At 60.2% G+C, this 18,157-nt stretch carries 21 protein-coding genes, 1 pseudogene and 1 riboswitch; of the genes and pseudogenes, 9 read left to right on the top strand and 13 right to left on the bottom strand.

Annotated features, from left to right (window positions below):
• Positions 1-32 precede the first annotated feature (32 nt).
• Both BXE_RS07685 and BXE_RS47125 read right to left on the bottom strand, forming a co-directional pair.
• Positions 33-719, bottom strand: coding sequence for a gamma-glutamylcyclotransferase (locus BXE_RS07685; protein WP_011487793.1), 687 nt, complete (start codon positions 717-719; stop codon positions 33-35).
• Between the two features lie 246 nt (positions 720-965).
• Positions 966-1,547, bottom strand: a complete 582-nt coding sequence (locus tag BXE_RS47125) for a DUF3331 domain-containing protein (RefSeq protein ID WP_049782115.1) — start codon at positions 1,545-1,547, stop codon at positions 966-968.
• A 697-nt stretch (positions 1,548-2,244) separates the two neighbouring features.
• On the opposite strand from BXE_RS47125, the gene BXE_RS07695 reads away from it, so the two are divergent.
• Both BXE_RS07695 and BXE_RS07700 read left to right on the top strand, forming a co-directional pair.
• A complete protein-coding gene (locus BXE_RS07695; protein ID WP_233518802.1) occupies positions 2,245-4,086 on the top strand; it encodes an ATP-binding protein in 1,842 nt (613 codons plus the stop codon).
• A gap of 156 nt (positions 4,087-4,242) precedes the next feature.
• Positions 4,243-4,614, top strand: coding sequence for a response regulator transcription factor (locus BXE_RS07700; protein ID WP_011487796.1), 372 nt, complete (start codon positions 4,243-4,245; stop codon positions 4,612-4,614).
• Between the two features lie 17 nt (positions 4,615-4,631).
• Here BXE_RS07700 and BXE_RS07705 read toward each other — a convergent pair whose 3' ends face one another.
• On the bottom strand, positions 4,632-5,351 hold the full coding sequence (locus BXE_RS07705; protein WP_049782116.1) for a response regulator transcription factor: 720 nt from the start codon (positions 5,349-5,351) through the stop codon (positions 4,632-4,634).
• Between the two features lie 255 nt (positions 5,352-5,606).
• Between BXE_RS07705 and BXE_RS07710 the strand changes: the two genes are divergently transcribed.
• The 3 genes and pseudogenes from BXE_RS07710 (at position 5,607) to BXE_RS48140 (ending at position 7,586) form a co-directional block, all read left to right on the top strand.
• Positions 5,607-6,638 (top strand): helix-turn-helix domain-containing protein, encoded by a 1,032-nt coding sequence (locus BXE_RS07710; RefSeq protein WP_052115889.1) that lies wholly within the window; start codon positions 5,607-5,609, stop codon positions 6,636-6,638.
• A gap of 175 nt (positions 6,639-6,813) precedes the next feature.
• Positions 6,814-7,131 (top strand): annotated as a pseudogene (locus BXE_RS48135) (oxidoreductase); the annotation flags it as partial.
• A gap of 137 nt (positions 7,132-7,268) precedes the next feature.
• A complete protein-coding gene (locus BXE_RS48140) occupies positions 7,269-7,586 on the top strand; it encodes a hypothetical protein (protein ID WP_081435495.1) in 318 nt (105 codons plus the stop codon).
• On the opposite strand, the gene BXE_RS45715 is transcribed toward BXE_RS48140, so the two are convergent.
• Entirely contained in the window at positions 7,550-7,729 is a 180-nt protein-coding gene (locus tag BXE_RS45715) for a hypothetical protein (RefSeq protein WP_038456474.1), read from the bottom strand. The two genes, BXE_RS48140 and BXE_RS45715, sit on opposite strands and share 37 nt — an antisense overlap.
• 57 nt (positions 7,730-7,786) lie before the next feature.
• On the opposite strand from BXE_RS45715, the gene BXE_RS45720 reads away from it, so the two are divergent.
• Together BXE_RS45720 and BXE_RS07720 are read left to right on the top strand one after the other, a co-directional pair.
• Complete coding sequence (locus BXE_RS45720) at positions 7,787-8,275, top strand: hypothetical protein (RefSeq protein WP_148222925.1); 489 nt, start codon at positions 7,787-7,789, stop codon at positions 8,273-8,275.
• 163 nt (positions 8,276-8,438) lie between these two features.
• Positions 8,439-9,416 carry a helix-turn-helix domain-containing protein gene (locus BXE_RS07720; RefSeq protein WP_233518800.1) on the top strand — a complete coding sequence of 326 codons (978 nt, stop codon included), beginning with the start codon at positions 8,439-8,441 and terminating at the stop codon, positions 9,414-9,416.
• 107 nt (positions 9,417-9,523) lie between these two features.
• Here the strand turns inward: BXE_RS07720 and BXE_RS07725 are convergent, their stop codons facing one another.
• The 4 genes from BXE_RS07725 to BXE_RS07740 form a co-directional block, all read right to left on the bottom strand.
• On the bottom strand, positions 9,524-10,321 hold the full coding sequence (locus BXE_RS07725; RefSeq protein ID WP_011487802.1) for an SDR family NAD(P)-dependent oxidoreductase: 798 nt from the start codon (positions 10,319-10,321) through the stop codon (positions 9,524-9,526).
• Positions 10,322-10,376: 55 nt separating this feature from the next.
• Positions 10,377-11,192, bottom strand: coding sequence for an SDR family NAD(P)-dependent oxidoreductase (locus BXE_RS07730; protein ID WP_011487803.1), 816 nt, complete (start codon positions 11,190-11,192; stop codon positions 10,377-10,379).
• An 84-nt stretch (positions 11,193-11,276) separates the two neighbouring features.
• The gene (locus tag BXE_RS07735; RefSeq protein WP_011487804.1) at positions 11,277-11,633 is read right to left on the bottom strand and encodes a nuclear transport factor 2 family protein; all 357 of its coding nucleotides are present in this window, start codon (positions 11,631-11,633) and stop codon (positions 11,277-11,279) included.
• 84 nt (positions 11,634-11,717) lie between these two features.
• A complete protein-coding gene (locus BXE_RS07740) occupies positions 11,718-12,155 on the bottom strand; it encodes a 2,4'-dihydroxyacetophenone dioxygenase family protein (RefSeq protein ID WP_011487805.1) in 438 nt (145 codons plus the stop codon).
• 407 nt (positions 12,156-12,562) lie between these two features.
• Here BXE_RS07740 and BXE_RS07745 point away from each other — a divergent pair, with 407 nt between their 5' ends.
• Together BXE_RS07745 and BXE_RS07750 are read left to right on the top strand one after the other, a co-directional pair.
• The gene (locus tag BXE_RS07745) at positions 12,563-12,838 is read left to right on the top strand and encodes a hypothetical protein (protein ID WP_038456472.1); all 276 of its coding nucleotides are present in this window, start codon (positions 12,563-12,565) and stop codon (positions 12,836-12,838) included.
• 43 nt (positions 12,839-12,881) lie between these two features.
• Positions 12,882-13,241, top strand: coding sequence for a superinfection immunity protein (locus BXE_RS07750; RefSeq protein WP_011487807.1), 360 nt, complete (start codon positions 12,882-12,884; stop codon positions 13,239-13,241).
• 25 nt (positions 13,242-13,266) lie between these two features.
• Here the strand turns inward: BXE_RS07750 and BXE_RS07755 are convergent, their stop codons facing one another.
• The 5 genes from BXE_RS07755 to BXE_RS07775 form a co-directional block, all read right to left on the bottom strand.
• Positions 13,267-13,485 (bottom strand): hypothetical protein, encoded by a 219-nt coding sequence (locus BXE_RS07755; RefSeq protein WP_038456466.1) that lies wholly within the window; start codon positions 13,483-13,485, stop codon positions 13,267-13,269.
• On the bottom strand, positions 13,485-13,874 hold the full coding sequence (locus BXE_RS07760) for a hypothetical protein (protein WP_011487808.1): 390 nt from the start codon (positions 13,872-13,874) through the stop codon (positions 13,485-13,487). Before BXE_RS07760 ends, BXE_RS07755 begins: the two co-directional genes overlap by 1 nt.
• A 255-nt stretch (positions 13,875-14,129) precedes the next feature.
• On the bottom strand, positions 14,130-15,584 hold the full coding sequence (locus BXE_RS07765; RefSeq protein WP_011487809.1) for an alkaline phosphatase family protein: 1,455 nt from the start codon (positions 15,582-15,584) through the stop codon (positions 14,130-14,132).
• 322 nt (positions 15,585-15,906) lie between these two features.
• Positions 15,907-16,287, bottom strand: coding sequence for a fluoride efflux transporter CrcB (crcB, locus tag BXE_RS07770; protein ID WP_038456463.1), 381 nt, complete (start codon positions 16,285-16,287; stop codon positions 15,907-15,909).
• 74 nt (positions 16,288-16,361) lie between these two features.
• A riboswitch (Fluoride riboswitch) is annotated at positions 16,362-16,423 on the bottom strand.
• Positions 16,424-16,586: 163 nt separating this feature from the next.
• Positions 16,587-17,774: an ammonium transporter gene (locus BXE_RS07775; RefSeq protein WP_011487811.1), complete on the bottom strand. Its 1,188-nt coding sequence runs from the start codon at positions 17,772-17,774 to the stop codon at positions 16,587-16,589.
• Between the last annotated feature and the right edge of the window lie 383 nt (positions 17,775-18,157).

Consider the following 18,157-nt stretch of genomic DNA (forward strand, 5'->3'; position numbering starts at 1 on the left):
TACGCCAGGCGGCTTTATCTGCGCCGCTCCAGTCATCCGGAGGCGCCGGTTAAATCGCTGCAGGCTCGTCGCGACAGGCGCTCAATTTCGCTGGCGAGTTCTTCGATGTAGGAGTCCTGCAACCCGCACTCAATGAGCGCCTCGTGCAACTTCAGCAGGTACTCGGTATTGCTGCCAAACTTTCCCGCTGCGGTGCCGATGAGCGGCGCAACGGTCGCCACGCGGGAATCTGGCTCGAACTGCTCGCGGCTCTCGTCCGCAACAAAGGCGAGTGCATGCGTTTCGGTGCCGTCGTCCAGGGTTATCGACGCCCAGGTCGGCCGGTACGACCCGAGCACCATCTCCCGGATCCAGATGAGCCGAAGCTCGTCATCGAGCGTGGCCGGCGGCAACTTCAGCGCAACGCCTTGCGTGTGGCCACCAGGCTGCAACGCGAGCATTCGCCCCGGACCTTCGGGACTGCCTCTACCTGCAACCATGCGCAGGCAAAAGCTGCGGTGCCAGCCGTGTAGCGTTGCGGTGCGCCGCTTCTCGAACTCGACTACGGGGTTCCACATCAGGGAGCCGTAAGCAAAAATCCAGGTGTTCTCTGCATCGGCCGGTCTCGCCTGCAGGGTCTCCGTGAGCGAACTCTGGATTCGCTCGCAGGTCCACAGGTTCGGCTGGGACTCGAAATGTTCGAGATACGCCCCGGAGTTGATCGCCTCTCTTGTCAACATCGCCATTGCCCCGTCAGGTTTCAGGTTGCAGGGGCATTGCATGACGACGCTCGCAGGCGCCGCAGAAAACATGTCCCCACGTTTGGCGACAGTATGACGGCGGCGTAATGCCAGATAAACGCTCCTACGGGAGACGCTTTGACCACTCAGAAGCGACAATCCGCACGATGGTACCGGGTCCGCGTGGCCCCTCGGCCGGCCGGGCCGCCTTTCGCAAGGCGTCGCGGGCGGCTTGACCGCAACGGGTCAACCGTCGCGTACCTGCGCAAGTGCCGACGCGAGAATCATCGCATCTGCGTTCGCCGGTGGCGTCTGACCGCGTGTCTGGGGACGGTACACCGCGTCGCCCCGGCGGATGGGAACCCCGGAGAGCGCGCAGCGTCCGGAGCGGCGCGCAAGCGCCGGTGTCCAGACCTGTTCCTCGTAATTGCATAAGGTCGGGTCGTGCCAGGAAAGGCAGACGCGCGAATTGGTCATGTGCTCCAGAACGGTTATCGTGAATGACGTCGCGCGAGAATTATCAGTCGCCATCCGTGCGGGCGAGTATCTGTAGCCTGGCAATCCGAAAGGGTTGAGCGGTTCGTCCGGCGGCGCTGAAAACTGCAGGAGAGCGGTAAGCGTCCCGGACCAGGGGTCGGCCGCGGTGGCCATAGTTGCGTCGAAAGAAGGGTGGCGCCGGGCAACCCGGCCTTGTCCGCGCGACAGACCGGTAAGCGTCGACTCCACCTGCGGACGGCTGGTAGTCGGCAGAACGCCTGAAGAGTCCGGCTCACCGGTCTCGGCCGATGAATCCGCGGGCACGGTAAGTGTTTGAACGTTCAACATCATCTTCCTCTCATCCAGAGTTGATGCAGTTATCGAACAATCAGCGTGAAGCCGCGCACACCTATTGGAGGCAGACCTGCCGGTAGTCCACTGTTCGCCTGTAAAGGCTCCTGCCAAGCCAGGCGACGAAGGTGTATTCGATGTACGCGTTGGCGCCGATGTATATCCAGTTGTGCAGGGCGTGTGACATGGCCAGTTCCTCGAGGCGGGTGCGACGGTTACGGAAGTGCGGTCAGCTACGGCTGCTCGGGGCGCGGGCGCCGGCTTGCCGCATCGCGGGTTAGCACACTGGAGAAAGGATGGCAGTTGGGGACTACGAAGGTCCGTCATCGGTCATGCGCCAATCGCGATGACTGAAGAGTAGATACGGCAAAGGGGCGAATCTACTCTACGGTGGGGTATCGCAATGCCTCAATGGCGTAATCGCGGTATACGGCGGTATAACGCGGCGAGTCGAACTCGCGCGTCGACGCGTTCGGGATTTGGGGGAAACGAGTAGTCCGGGCTGCACCGCTCCTATATGTTTGTATATGATGGAGCTTGTACATGTTGCATAAAAAAGCCTTTTTCTTTCAAGCGTGTAAAGCCAATCAAGCCGATTAGCCGGGCCTCCCGGCGAATGTCTCCACGGCCTGGTTTTTTAACAGGGGCTGGCGCGGGTCACGAGGCGGCAGGCCAGTGGCACGCCACGGGAGGTAGCGTGGGTGGCAAGCTAGGTTCGTCGGACAGGAGCAGCCAGTGGCGCTATCTGGTGCGGCTGTGGATTGGCGGAAGCCTTATCCTCTGCGCTGTTGCATGGCTTTGCCTGAGTCTTGACCTCAGGATTGCCACCACCGGTTTCTGCATGCTGATTGTCATTGTGCTGCTGTCTCTTCTCGACAGCTTCATTTCCTCCGCAATCTTCTCGATCGTTGGCGGCTTACTGCTCAACGTCTACTTCACGCCGCCTCTTTATAGCTTTGCCATCGAGAAACCGCTGGACATCCTGCCGATAGCGGCATTTTTTATTACTTCAATTGCCATTACGTCGCTTGTCCGGCGTATCCGCACGGCCGAACGCTTCCAGCGGGAGCAGGCGAGGCTACTGGACCAGACTCACGATACGGTGTTCGTGCGTGACCCACAGGATGTGATTACGTACTGGAATCACGCGGCGGAAGTACTCTACGGATGGAGTAAGGATGAGGCAGTCGGAAAGGTTGTCGACAGCCTGCTCAAAACTGTATTCCTCATGCCGAAAGAAGAAGTGCAACGCGTACTGGCTCGCGATGGATACTGGGAAGGGGATCTGGTCCACACAAAGCGCGACGGCTCGGCCGTTATCGTGGCGAGCCGCTGGACGCTACAGCGTGACAGTCGCGGAGTCCCCTGCGCAACGCTGGAAACGAACAACGACATCACGCAACGCAGGCGGGCCGAAGAACTGATCCGGAAAAGTCAGGCGCAGTACCTTGCCGAAGCCCAGCAACTGAGCCGTACGGGAAGCTTTGGCTGGAACGTCGCTACCGGCGAACTTTTCTGGTCGGAGGAGGCATTCCGTATTTTTGAGTACGACCTCACGCGTGCACCGACGCTTGAGTCCGTGCGCGAGCGGCTTCATCCGGAGGACGTCCATATCTTCGAGCGCATGCTGCTGCAGGTAAGCGGTACGGCGGATGATTTCGACATCGAGCACCGTCTACTTTTCCCGGATGGTCGTGTGAAGCATTTGCACGTGGTGGCCCATGCTTCCGAAGCCACGGGCGGCAGCCGTCAGTTCATTGGCGCTGTCATGGATGTGACGAATGCGCGCGAGACCGAGATGCAACTTTGGCAGACGCAAAGCGAACTCGCCCGTGCCAGCCGTATCTCGGCTCTGGGCGAGCTGAGCGCCTCGATTGCTCATGAAGTCGGACAGCCGCTTGCTGCCATCATCACGAGCGGCGAAGCCTGTCTGCGATGGCTGCATCGTAACCCACCCAATATGGAGGAAATCGAAGGCTGTGTGACCGAAATGACCAGCGAGGGTACGCGGGCAGCCGGAATCGTCCAGCGGGTGAGAAGACTGATGAAGGGCGCACCGCCCGAACACGCGCCGGTGGAGGTCAACGACCTGGTCGACGAGGTGGTCGCACTCACCAAGGGCGAGATGGAGAGTCATGCATGCTGCCTGACGTTGCAGCTCGCGCGCGAGATGCCTGTCGTGCTGGGCGACCGCGTGCAGCTTCAGCAGGTGCTCATCAATATCATCATCAATGGGTTGCAGTCGATGGCCGCCGTGCCGGGCAAGCATCGGCTAACCGTGAGTTCCTCGACCGACGGCGACGGCAACGTCATACTCGCCGTGCGCGATAGCGGCCCGGGCATCAGCACGGCAAATCTCCCGCGCCTCTTCGATGCCTTCTTCACCACCCGTAGTACCGGCATGGGCATGGGGCTCGCTATCTGTAACTCGATTGTCGAAGCGCACGGAGGCCAGATTCTTGCCTCCAACAACACCGGGGGCGGTGCGACATTCAGCGTCATACTGCCTGCGGCTCATGCATCCATCGCCACGGCCTGACGAGGTGGCCACAAGCGGATGCGGTCCGGTACAACCCGCTTATACAATCGTATCATCGCGCAAGGCGCGGCTGTAAGGTAGTCTGTAAAAGACAAGACGGACGGGCGCGACTCACCGCACCGTTATCCCTTGGGAGAATGAGTAGGGGCCGCGATTTTGCAGACAACGCCTGTGGTATCCATTGTCGACGACGACCTGGCAGTACGTCGCGCGCTTGGCAGCCTTGTGCGCTCACTTGGCTGGGAGGCGCGACTCTTTGAGTCAGCTGAGGCGTTTCTTGCGTCGGGGGAAGCCGCTGTCACCACCTGCCTGATTTCAGATATCCGGATGTCTGGTATGTCAGGTATCGAAATGCACGAGCGCCTGGTCGCACAGGGCGCGGCGCCCGCCACCATTTTTGTTAGCGCATATCCGACACCGGCGCTACACGCGCGAGCTACCGGTAACGGGGCTCTTGTTCTTCTGCAGAAGCCCTACCAGGTTTCCGCGATGACCCACTGGCTTTCGGTTGCACTCGGCAATCCGTAGACGCGATGGGGCAGAGGTTATTGTCGGGCACCATCCGTCCCTGCGCGTGGACCCGGTGAATCGCGCGGTTCATGAGGCTTGATGCCGAGCGCTTCGGCCTTGCGAACGAGGTCAGGCAGGGAACGGGCATTGAGCTTGCGCATCACCTGACCACGGTGAACCTTGACTGTGATTTCGCTAAGGTTCATTTCAGAAGCAATCTGTTTGTTGAGCAAGCCGGCCAGAATGAACGGAACGACCTCTTTCTCGCGCGGCGAGAGGGTTTCGTAGGAGGCTCTCAGCCCCGCGACCATGTGTTCGGATGCGAGGCGCGCGGCGTCCCGGGCGAGCGCGTGACCGATCGCGTCGAGCATGTCCTGGTCGCGAAATGGCTTGGCAAAGAAGTCCATCGCGCCTGCTTTCATTGCCTTGACGCTCATCTCGATGTCGCCATGCCCGGTCATGAACAGAACGGGAATACGCAGTCCGCTTTGCACAATTTCCTGCTGGAAGGCCAGACCGTTTTTATTTCGCAGCCGCACATCCAGAATGAGGCAGCTCGGCACGGCGGGGCGCGCGAATTGCAGGAACTCCTCTGCGGAGGAGAATGTTTCGACACGCATGTCGACCGAGCGCATGAGCGTTGCCAGTGCGCGACGTACGGGTGCTTCGTCGTCGACGACATAGACAACGGCGTCGCGCCAATCAGAGGTGCTTGAAGACTTCACGGGCGGTAGAAGGGCAAGTCCATTAGACATCTGCTCACACTCCGGCTGGAGCCCGATCAAGACCCCGACAGGCGTTCTTTTGCGACGACTTATTCTTCGCTTTCGAACAAGGGGAGTATAGAACGACAATACGGTCGCTTGCATCCCGCGACACCTGTTTATTACGAGGGAATTACAGGTTGTCGGTGCGCGTTGTTATAAGTCGGAATTTGTTAATCCTGCGACAATGATGGCGGGTAGTCGTGCGGCGGATTCGGACTACTGGCTTATTTTCGGGAGGCTGCAATGGCAACGCAGCGCGGAACGACTGCTCCTCCGCAAACCGGTTCAGAGCAGACGGGTTCGGTAGCCGGAGCCGGCAATGCGCGGGCGTCACTCGGCGTTGATGGCGCCGTGCGCCTTGCGACTTCGAGCGTCACGACGCAGTCCTATGCGCGGGAGTTCGCCAGACTGTTCAACGTGGACACAGCCCACACGCTCACCACGACCAGTCTGAAGACAGCACAACTAACGGCCACTCATATGTGTTCGTCGGTTCACGGGCTAGGGAAGAGCACGCCCCTGCCGACGGAGGACGCATATATCCTCTCGTTGCAATTGCAACACTCGGGCGGAGCGGAGCTGTGGAAGCGAGGTCGACGGGTCCCGACCGAGCCCTATGCCCCAGGTTCGATCATGTTGGGCCATCTTTCCGATGAACCGGTAGCGAACCTGCCCGACCCCTTTGAGTGCATTCTGTTCCATATTCCTCGGCCCGCCTTTGACGAGCTCTGCGGGCTGTCCGCTTTGCCGCCGGTTGGGGAGCTGGATGATGTCAACCGGACAATTGACCCCGTTTTGCATCATCTCGGCCTGGCTCTCGTCCCTGCGATGGCGGACCCGCAGCTCGCCGGAAGTCTTTTCTTTGACCATGTTGCGCATGCCATGTACGAACGCCTCGCTACTACGTACGGACGCTTTCGGGGTACGTTGCCGCCGCGCGGCCGGGTGCTCTCCAAGACGCAGGAGCGCATAGCCAAGGAATTGCTCGTAGCGGACCTGCTGGTCGAGCCGCCTCTCAGCGACATTGCCCTCGCGTGCGGGCTGTCGGTACGGCAGTTCGTTGACGCATTTCGCAGCACGACGGGAATGCCCCCATTCCGATGGTTGCGCGCCTATCGGATAGAGCGCGCGAAGGAGTTGCTTCGTCGCACTTCGTTCTCGCTGGCAGAAATCGGCGCCGCTTGCGGGTTTGCCGACCAGAGCCACTTCACCAGAACGTTCTCGGCGGCAACCGGGACTACGCCGGGTGACTGGCGCCGTGCATGTGGTGCCTAGCGTCGGCAATCGCAGCCGGCTGCGGGGCAGGTTCCCGAAGAACCCAGTGGACCAGGCCCATCAGCCCGCATTGTTCAAAGGAGACCGAAAAGACTATTCGCCGGCGCCTGCGATACAGGTTGCCCGATATCAACTACATTCGCGAGTCACGTCTCACACTCACCTGCAAGCGATAGTGAAGTCCACGCTTTTCTCTCCGCTGACGCTCCGAAACGTCACGCTGCGCAATCGGATCGTCATCAGCCCCGTCCGGCAGTATTGCGCCCACGAGGGGCTGGCTAATGACTGGCATCTCGTTCATTACGGCAAACTCGCGCAGGCCGGTGCCGGCATGGTGATGCTGGAAACGACGGCCGTCGAATCGCGCGGTCGCGTGACCTATGGGGATTTGGGCTTATGGTCGAATGACCAGGTAGAGCCCCTTGGTCGAATCGCGAGCTTTATCAAGGCCCGGGGCGCGGTGCCCGGCATCAGGCTGGGCCATGCGGGCCGCAAGGCTGCGATGACGCGTCCGTGGGAAGGTCATGCACCCCTTTTGTCGAGGCGGATTCCATCCGGGGAGAAGCGCCCTGGAGAACGGTCGCACCCTCCGCACTTCCGGCCGCGCGAGGTTGGCCTGAACCGGTCGCTATGGGTGCGGATCAGGTGGAGACTGTCGCGGCAGCGTGGGAAGCGGCAGCGCGACGTGCGTCCCGCGCGGGCTTCGAAGTACTCGAGATTCACTGTGGACACGGTTATCTGCTTCACGAGTTTCTTTCCCCCGTGTCCAACCTTCGAAGCGATGCCTGTGGTGGCGGACCCGCTGGCCGGCGAGCGTATCCGCTTGAAATCGTCAAACGGCTGCGCGCCGTCTGGCCGCAGAATAAGCCCCTCATGTGCAGGATTTCGGTCATCGACGGTGCGGACGGCGGTTACGGCATCGCGACAACGAGACCAGGATTTCCGTAACTGGCCACCAGAAAGAAAAGGCTCACAATCAGACCGACGGCGTTGATGCCTGGCGTGTCGGGAAGTTTCAAAAACCTTTGATTCAGGAGGCCAAAGACAGCAATGAGGGAAAGCAGAATGCCCACTCCCTGGAACAGGGTCATTTCCGGGTCTCCAGTTTCATACAGTGTCCTCTGATGGTGTTTCGCTGCGGAATGCTCGTGCGCCGCTTATATCTGTCCGCCGACGATCGTGGGTTTCCGGAAAGTAGCTCGCTGAAAAATTGGAAGAGACGGCGATTGCCTGTCAATTACCGGCTCGTGAACAGTTCTTTCGGATTGTTCGTTGGTTACAAAAAAATGGGCACAACCAGGGTCGTGCCCAATGACGACGAGCGTCAGGAGGGATCGGTTTTCAACGTGAAGGGAGACGGCGGAATTTCTCCAGTTATTCAAAACGATATGCAGCCGCTTTATCCGGGCGCGACAGGTTGTAGCCTAAACAAAAAACCGGTCCGCACAAAGTTCCGGGAACAGAAAACACATATCGCTCACGTTGAACAATCCCATACATGCCTGGTGTTAATCAGTGCGCGCAGTCAGTTCAAGCGCCTGGGGCCACTTGCCTGGATACAGACTTTTTTTGTAGTTGGGATGAGGTTCTTCCACGCAAGAGATAACGACGCATCGCCAGACTTGCGGCTGCCGTGAGAATAATGCGTTGCATCGTTTACGATCGGCCCCAAAAAAATAGGTATGGACAGGGTACATCCTATTGATAAGGATACCCATTCGCATGTACCTTGAAAGCGTGAAGCCGCGCGTACGGAGCACGGGACAGATGCTGCGGCGCGAAGGAGACAGGAGACAAGACGTGCACAATCCTTCGACCGAATGGTCAACCAGCGACGTTCCTTTGGGCGACCGCACCGACGCCTGGGAATCGGTGCTCAGCACGAGTTATCGCGAGTGGCAGGTTCCGCATCGCCTTCCGGCCACGTTCTATGCGCATGTGAAACAGCATGACTTCGCCGGGGCGGAGATTGTCGAGACGGTGTGTGATCCCTGCATGGGACAACGCACGGCCGGACACGTCCGCCACGACGACGAGCTTTACGTCGGCGTTCAATTGACGACTGCCGGCCGCGAGCGGTTCAGGATTGGAGATGCCGGCGTGGAGGTTGCGTCCGGCGACGTCGTTGTCTGGACAACCGGGCAGGCTGTCGAGTTTGAGGTTCTGGAGCGCCTTCACAAAGTCACTTTGATGATTCCCTGGTCGGTAATGCGCGAGCGTTTGCCGGAACGCAAACAACCCCCCACCGGCGGCAAGATCGAAAGTCGCATGGGCGTTGGCTCGCTGCTCGCCGTTCACCTGCTCGCGCTTTCGAATGAGATCGCGACGCTCGACGAGAGCGTTCAGGGCTCGGTCAACAGGTCCACGCTCGAGTTGCTGGGTATTGCGCTATCGGGTCAGCAACCGTGCGCAACGTTCGATGCGAGTGTGGCCATGCTGCGGCGCGTGCAGGACTTCATTCTGCAACATCTGCACGAAGACGACCTGAATCCAACCCGAATTGCCGAAGCAAATCACATTTCGCTGCGCTATCTGCACATGCTATTTCAGCGCAGCGACATGACCGTTTCGGGGTGGATTCTGGACAGGAGACTGCACGCATGCAAGCAGGCTTTGATGGACCCCGCCTACAACCGCCAGCGCATCTCGGAGATCGCGTTCCGCTGGGGTTTCAATTCGACCAGCCATTTTTGCCGCGCATTCAGGGAAAAGTACGGCGCCTCTCCAGGCGACGTACGCAGGACCGTGGGCGCCGGGCCGGCGGATGAACTGGCATGACAGGTAGACGATAGGCGGACAGGAGATGACCTGTCCGCTCAAGGACGAAACCGTTCGAGGCGCGACGCAACTGCGGCGCTGCCACGCCGCGTCGCGTAACTGGCCAGTTACACCGAGAAGCGGCAGAGCGTCTCGCCGCCATCGATGCGAATGAGATCGCCGTGGATGTAACTCGATTCGTCCGAGGCGAGAAATACCGCGAGGTTCGCAATATCTTCGACTTCGCCCCAGCGTTTCAGCGGAATGGCTTCCGTGAACACCTTGTCGAAGTCCTTGTCGTCGAATAGCGCGCGTGTCAGCGACGTTTTCGCATACGTGGGGCAGATGCCGTTGACGCGAATCCTGTCGCGCCCATATTCGATTGCGAGGCAGCGTGTCAGATTGGCGGCCGCGCCCTTCGATATGTTGTAGACGGATTGCTTCGGGTGGCCTTGCAAGCCGGCGGTCGAAACAATGTTGATGATGTTGCCGCCGCGAGCCTGCTTGAGAAATACCTTGATGGCTTCCTGACAGCCGAACCACGTGCCTTTCACATTCACGTCGAAGCAGGCGTCGAGGTCTTCGACCGAAAATTCGTGGGCGAGCTTCCCGGCGCGATAGATACCGGCGTTATTGACCATCACATCGAGACCGCCGTAGAGCCGGACTGTTTCCTTGACCAGGTTCGCAACCTGGTCGAGCCTCGTCACATCGCATGCCACGTACTGAGCCTTGCCGCCGGCGCCGGTAATGGCGGCTGCGGTCGTCAGTTGCGGGTTGCCTTCGAAACCGCCCTGGTTCGGGGCCTCGTGGATATCGCTCACAACCACGCTGGCACCTTCCGTGGCATACGCCATCGCGATGCCGCGACCGAATCCCGAACTCGCGCCCGTGACGATGGCGACCTTTCCTTTGAGCCTTTCCATGAATCCTCCTGGGAGAAAGGACGGCCGGCCCGCGACGGGCCGGCCGTTACCGCGTTCAACGCGCCGTAAAGGCGCCGTCGACTGTGAGCATGGAACCTGTCATCCATTCGGCGTCGTCAGAAGCGAGGAATAGCGCGGCTTTCGCGACATCTTCCGCGGTGCCGACACGCGGCCACGGCGTCAGGTCGTGAAGCAGCTTGTTGGTATCGTCGTTTTCGAGGAAGGAACGCACCATCGCGGTTGCGAGGAACCCGGGGCAGATCGCGTTCACATTGATTCGCTCGGGTGCGAAGTCGAGTGCCAGTTCGCGTGTCAGATTGACGACGGCTCCCTTCGACGCACAATAAGCCGGCTCGAGTGCCAACCCGACCAGGCCGCCGATCGACGCGATGTTGACAATGCGGCCACGGACCTGGACGCCGGTTGACGTGGTCAGCGGCTCCTGTTTCATGAACTGCGTGATAGCGTATTTGCAACCGAGCCACACGCCTTTTGCATTCACGTTCATCGTGAAATCGTATTGCTCTTCGGTCTCATCGATGATGCTATGCAGACCGGTGAACACGCCGGCGTTGTTGACGATGATGTCGAGCCGGCCGAAAGTCGAAACCGCATGATCGACGATTTTCTGCACGTCGGCTGCTTTGCTGGCGTCAGCCGCGATGAACGCGGTCTTCCCACCTTGCTGGGCGATAACTGCGTCGGTATCGGTTTCGATATCCTTCTCGTAGCCGCCTTTCAGTGCCGACTTCTTCAGGTCAGAGCAGACGACGTGGGCGCCTTCGCGCGCGAGGGCTAGCGCGATTGCTCGTCCATTGCCCGAACTGGAGCCGGTTACGATGGCGACGCGACCTTCGAGTTTGCGGGTCAAGATTGTCTCCTTGAGTAGTAGTACTTTCGAATGACTTCGCGTCACATGATTTCCAGACAATGCGGTGACGCTCGACCTGCCCGCTCAGGCCGGGAAGGCCGTGAACGTCTGGACGGCGATTTTTCCGTCCCTGACCACCAGCGTGTCCGTTGCCAGGATGATCCAGGGCTTTGCTTCCCACGCAATGTAGGCCACGTCGCGCACCGTACTCATGCCCGTAATCCTGAACGCCGGCCAGAACGCCGGGTCCGCGCCGTCGACAAAGGCCTTGAAGAAATCGGTTATCTCCTCGCGGCCACGAAAGGTCTTGTCCGGCGTGACGAGGGCGGAGTTGTCGTCGTAATCCTTGAGAATCTCGGCCACGCCGTGAGCGAAGGCGCCGAGATGATGGTCGAGGATTTGCCTGGTTGCAGCTTCGGTCTGTTGAGAAGAATCTGACATGTCGAATGTCCACAGGAGGGGCAGCGGGATGGACCGGCAGCGCGATGAGCGAGCCGATACATGGCGTGGGCAACCAAGGTCTTTTCAGCCCGCGTAGGCGCGCTGGGCTTCGTCCCAGGTGACCACCACGATTGGCGTGCCGTCTTCCTTGATAAAGGAAAGCGGCCCAAGGAACGTCATATAAAACTCGCTGTCGACCGGGAACGAGGTTTTGTCGTGACGGGCATTGGCAGACTCGTAGCCGTACGCCGGTGCCACGACGGTGTCGCCGCCATGCTCACGGCCGCCACGGACGTCCATGCGGCCTTTTGTCAGCAGATATTCGCCTGGCCCGACGTGAAAGTGCGAGTTGAAGGACGAGCCGGCCGGACAGTCAAAAATCGCCGTCCACGCGCCCATTTCGGGCGAGGCGTGGAGCATCTTCCAGCGAATGCCACCTTGGGAAAGTGCGTCCGGGAAGGGCTTCCACGGAATCTCATCGATCTGAACGGCTTCTTCGCGAACCTTCGGTTTGATTTCCATCGTTGTCTCCTGATTTCGCCGCACCGGAATCGAGTTCGAGTTCGGCAAGGTTTGTGGGTGAAACAACGATATCGCAGGCAAAGGGGCAAAGTTTGCACGCTAGTGCAGCTCGGGTTGCCTGACAGTGCAGTGGAGCAGGGGAGGTGTGCACACGGCTAATGCAGTGCTGCGGTCCCTCTGTTGCGTGCAAGGAGACGAGATGGCAAATGGCAAATGGCAAATGGCAAATGGCAGCGTGCGCGTGCGAATCCTGCATGGGCGGGCCAACGCCGATTGTTTGTCCCGCAGCAATTGTGATTTCACGCTATCGGCATAGAAAAAAGATAGGTCCCACCTAAACTGAATTCTGTCAGCGGCGCGCGTCTCACCGACTTGCACTGCTCCTGAAACCGGATTGGGGATTCATCATGAAAAACAGACTTCTTGCGATGCTGCTCGTTGCAGCCACGGCCTCCATTGCTGCGCCTGCGTTTGCCAGCGGCTACGGACCGGCGCCTTCGTACCGTCCTTCAGTCGGGGCTCCTGCGTCACAACGAGGCCAGAGCGCGCAAACCGTTGCGGCGGAACGCAGCGATGCAGTGGGCTCCGTCAATGATTCGTACGGCGGCGTGGTTGCGCAAACCGTGGCGTCCGGCAGCCGTCAACCTGACCAGTCGGCTGTCCGCCTGTACTCGCGTCATTAATTCGAAAGGCGTCTGCTGATCAAGGCTGTGACGAGGTGTTGAAATGCTGAAGATTATTCAAGGTGCGGTCGTGATCGCCGTGCTGATGCTTTATCTGGCGCCCGCAATGATTGCCGACGCCAGAAACCGGGAAGACGCCTTTGCGGTGACGATGGTGAACATCCTGCTCGGGTGGACGGTTCTGGGCTGGTTTGCCGCACTGATTTGGGCGCGGCATCCGGTCAGCGACCGTCGATTGAAGCACTTCGCAAGACGGGCGCAACGCGCGGTGGCACGCGTCACCATCAATGCAATCGTTGCCCGAGCCGAAGGTCGTGCGAGCTCAATCCCGGTGGTGAACCCTCGCCTGGTGCCGTTGGTGGCACGCATTGCGGCAAGGAGCAATCGCTGCCCGAGGGACTGAGTTTTCCGCATGGCGGGGCGCCGGTCTACCCGTGGCTGTCGATCCATGCACGAGCCCATTCGAGTCCAGCCTGCTGCGCGCCCTCGTCAGTATCGAAAAAGCCGAGCACACCGGACGCTTCAATCACCTTGTTGTTTTGAGTAATGGTGCCGCTGGCAGCGTAGCGTTCAGGTCGAAGCGGTTCCTCATGCTGCTGTATCGCATGTCCCCAGATGTTGTAGCCGCGGTAGGTTTCTGATTCCATTAACGCGACACCCCGACATAAGCCTGGCGGGAATCGACCCGCAGGATGTTCCCTTCAGGCGTGATCTGCCGCGGGAGGTCTGTCAGATCAGGCGTTGCGGTTCGCGAATCCACCGGAATTTCACGCTGTTTCGCAATCAACTTCCGCGTGGGCGCCGGAGTGCTTCGCGCACGATATTTCACGGCTCGCGGAGCACTGTGCCGATGCATGGACTGTTTATGCGGCAGTTTGGCGCGTGGTGCGTCAACCCGCGCCTCAGGCGGATTCCAGACTTCCACATAGCGTTCGCCTGCCGACACCGTAGAAACAACTGTCAGCAGCAGTACGCCGATGCCCAGGAATCGAAGCATGTCTTCTCCGTATTTTTCCAGCCGTTCCAAACCTTGCACGACTCGCGGTTCCTACGCGTGAGGCGCCCTCGCGAGCGGCCACACGGCGGCCGTGCACTGAAAACCGCGACGGAAGTCCGTGCCGGATACTGTACATTCATACAGGTATTTTGGCAAACAAATGGCAGTGTCGATGTTGCGCCCGCGCGAACCCGCCGATCGCCGGGTCTTCGGGAATGCGGCCACGCCACTCTTTTCTCCGCTTCACGCTGCGTGAAGCTGTAATCGAACTATGCGCCTAGACCTTGCGTCGAGTCATGACGCACCCTTGTAGGTCGCGACAAAGCCCGCCAGGTCTCCCCAGTTCGGCGACGACAGCAATTCCGGATGATCCTGCTGAACCTTGAGCGCGACGCTACGAAAGGCTTGCGCACATGCCGAAAGGCCGGCCGATGGCGTCACGGGAGCGGCCGCGGGAGGCGGTACTGGCGAGTTCGCCAGCGAAGGCGCGTTCAGCCTGGGAGCGGGGCCGGGCGTTTTCACCCCGGAGAGAGCGGCGCTGAGCTTCGAAAGCTGTGTGCGTGCGCTGACCGGGGCGGAGTAGGTACCACCGGCGTTGAATTTGTCCGCGAGAAGCTGAAGGATCGACGTATGGTCCAGGTCGCCGGAAAAGACGCCGCCCGGCGTGACATACGGCGAGATCAGGAATGCGGGTACCCGCAGCCCGGTAGTCTGAAACTGGTAGCCGGCGACCTCGGTCGGGATGCTGAGTGGGCTTACGTGGTCGAAGAACCCGCCATGCTCGTCATACGTGACGATCATCAGCGTCTCATTCCATCGTTCCGACGCGGAAACCGTTCGATAAATGTCGGCGAGGAACGCTTGCCCTCGGGCAACGCCGGTAGGCGAATGGTCGTCGTTCGGCGCGAGGTGCGGACCGTCCGTGTATTCCGGTTCGATGAAAATGACTTGAGGCATGTTCGAACCGTTCGTCCAGTCCGCCTTGAAGCGCGAATACCGTCTGAACCTGCCTCCGTTGCCGTCCAGCGGCAAAGCGAGCGAAGTCACTATTTCAGGCAGCCACTTGGGCATCAGGCTGAAGAACGGAAAAAATCCTCCCGACTGATAGACGCACCAGCTCGTGCCGTGTGCGGTCAGCCAGTCGTAAACCAAAGACTGCTGCGGGAGAAAACCCGAAACGTTGTCGCTGATCGTACTCTCTCCCGACATGGCCATCAGGCGATTGGCCTGGGTGCCGGTGGGAAGCGGCGCAAACCAGCTATCGCAAATCGTGAAATTGTTTGCGAAGAAATCGAAAACGGGCAGCGCGTCGGCGGTGTAATAGCCCATCACCATCGAGAGATCGGCCGGCGGCGGGTTGCGAGTCGCGTAGCTTGCAACGAAGCCGCCCAGTTCGGGGCAGCCTCCGTTCGCGCACGGCGTGTTTATCTGTGTCGAGATCGGCGCGCGGTCATGCGGTGGGTCGGGGATTAGCTGGGTCGACGGCGAAAGAGCATGGATCGCATATGTCCTGTCGTCGTAAAGATTCGTGAAATTCTGTTGCCAGGCGGGGTCGGCAGAGAGTCCGTTGACGTCTTTTCCGTCGAGGCTCAGGTAACCGAGCACATGATCGAACGACCGGTTCTCCATCATGACCACGATGATGGTCTTAATGTTGTCCACTGACATGCTGCCTCCGTACAACGGCATCACAGCGACCATGTAGCCTGCCAGGTTCGCGCCCCGCAGGAAACGACGGGAGCGCGACACCGCAGGTCTCCTGACCCGACCCCGTCTCCTGCATTCACCGCTTGTAGCGTGAGCGAGGACCGGATAGCTCAAACGCTCGCCGCAGGGCAGCCGCACTTTCGACGCAAGGCTCGATACCGGAGTCTTGCTTCCGGCCAGACGTTAAGGCTAGTTCACGTTACATCGCCGTTCAACTTCCGTTCTCGCTGGGGGGCAGGTTGTTCCCACTTCGCTCCAGCCAGTAGAGGCATCTGCGAATCATGACGGATGGCAAGCCGTATGAAATCGGATGGACCGGAGGAGAGGATCGTCTGCGCCTGGAGCGGCGCCGCCCGTAGCGTTTTCAGCGCGACAGCAACGACACCGTTGCGATGCCGAGAATGGTCATCACGAGCGACGCGCCCACATGAATCACGATCTCGCCCGCAGCCCAGCCGAGCCGGCCGTCCTGCAACCGCTGCACGACTTCCGCTGAAAAAGTCGAGAAGGTCGACAGGCCGCCCATCAAGCCGGTGATGACGAAGAGCCGCCATTCCGGTGCGATCTGCGGCGCCCGCGCAAACCCGGCGACGGCGACGCCGATGACGTAGCCGGCAATCACGTTGGCGGCGAAAGTGCCGAGCGGCAGGCCGCTGAACAGGCCGTTCAGGCGGATGCCCAGAAACCAGCGAAATAACGAACCGAGCGCGCCGCCGATTCCGACGGCGAGAATGGACCAATACATGGGAGGCCTGGCAAAACCGGAGAGTCGACAAACCGGGCTGAGCGTGGAGCGCGACGCTGCGTCCGCAATCATCCGGGCGAGCAGGCATCATCAGCCATAAGGGCGGTTAAAGGAGAATGCCATCTCCAGCGCAGCAGTCTAACACCGCGAGTGCATGTGGGGACAGTTCGGCGCGGACGCGGGCAGCATGCCCACCCGCTCTTTACGCCCGAATCCGGCGTGTGCGGCAGCGAGGCGCACGTGCGGGAACCGGAGCCGCCAGTGCGCTCGCGCGAAGCAAAACAACTGTCGAAGCGCTCTTATTCGGGTGTCGCCGAAATCTTGTGGATCGACAGGTCGGCGCCGTTGTACTCGTCTTCCTGGTCGAGCCTCAGGCCGACTGTCAGCCGGATCGCGCCGTACACGAGCGTGCCGCCGAGCGTCGCCACCACAATCCCGCCCAGCGTGCCGACCAGTTGCGCCCCGAACGACACACCACCCATGCCGCCGAGCGCGCGCAGGCCGAAGATGCCCGCCGCGAGGCCGCCCCACGCGCCGCACAGTCCGTGCAAGGGCCACACGCCGAGCACGTCGTCGATGCGCCAGCGGTTCTGCACGCAGGTGAACATATAAACGAAAAGCACGCCGGCAATGCCACCCGTCACCAGCGCGCCGAGCGGATGCATGATGTCGGAGCCGGCGCAGACCGCCACCAGTCCGGCAAGCGGGCCGTTGTAGGAGAAGCCGGGGTCGTTGCGGCCGGCGAGCCACGCGGTCAGGGTGCCGCCCACCATCGCCATCAGCGAATTGACGGCAACCAGCCCGCTGATCTTGTCGACGGTCTGCGCGCTCATCACATTGAAGCCGAACCAGCCGACCGCCAGCACCCAGGCGCCCAGCGCGAGGAACGGAATATTCGACGGCGGATGCGCGGCGATGCCGCCGTCGCGGTGATAGCGCCCGTGGCGCGCGCCCAGCAACAGCACCGCCGGCAGGGCGACCCAGCCGCCGAATGCATGCACGACCACCGAGCCGGCGAAGTCATGGAACTGCGCGCCGAACATCTCGGCGAGCCAGTTCTGGATGCCGAAGCGGCCGTTCCACGCGATTCCTTCGAAGAACGGGTAGATGAAGCCGACCAGCACGAAGGTCGCGAAGAGTTGCGGATTGAATTTCGAGCGCTCGGCGATGCCGCCCGAAACGATCGCCGGAATCGCGGCGGCGAAGGTCAGCAGGAAGAAGAAGCGCACCAGCGCATAGCCGTTGTGTGCGGCCAGCGACTCGGCGCTGCCGAAGAACTGCACGCCGTAGGCAATCGCGTAGCCGATAAAGAAGTAGGCAATCGTCGAGACCGAGAAATCCACCAGAATCTTGACCAGTGCATTGACCTGGTTCTTCTTGCGCACCGTGCCGAGTTCGAGAAAGGCGAACCCTGCGTGCATCGCCAGCACCATGCCGGCGCCGAGCAGAAGAAAGAGGGTATCGGTGCCGGTTTTCAGACTTTCCATCGATATGTCCTGCTTATGACAAAAAGCGCGCAGTGAATGCAAGAAGTGGGCCAAATTTGTGCCAGATCGCGTCGATCCGGTGCGGTTCAGCACCGGGATGGGACTTGATGCTCGCTTTGCTCAACGCAACTGACATGTCTTTGCACATCTTCGTGGCGTTAATCAGCACAATTGATGTGCATGACGCCGTAATCGAGGGCGAAGCGAACCAAAGAAGGGCAAGATATTCGATTTCATTTACGTTTAATTCAAAATCCTGACGCCGGGCCGGCATTCATCCGGCATTGTTTGCGGCAAATGCCTGGTCAATGGCGTGCCCTCTTTGTTTTCCTGTGCAATCGCCGACATAATGTGCCGTCCCCGAGCATGATCTGCCGGCCACC

The sequence above is a fragment of the Paraburkholderia xenovorans LB400 genome (genome assembly GCF_000013645.1).
In the GTDB taxonomy this organism is placed as follows: domain Bacteria; phylum Pseudomonadota; class Gammaproteobacteria; order Burkholderiales; family Burkholderiaceae; genus Paraburkholderia; species Paraburkholderia xenovorans.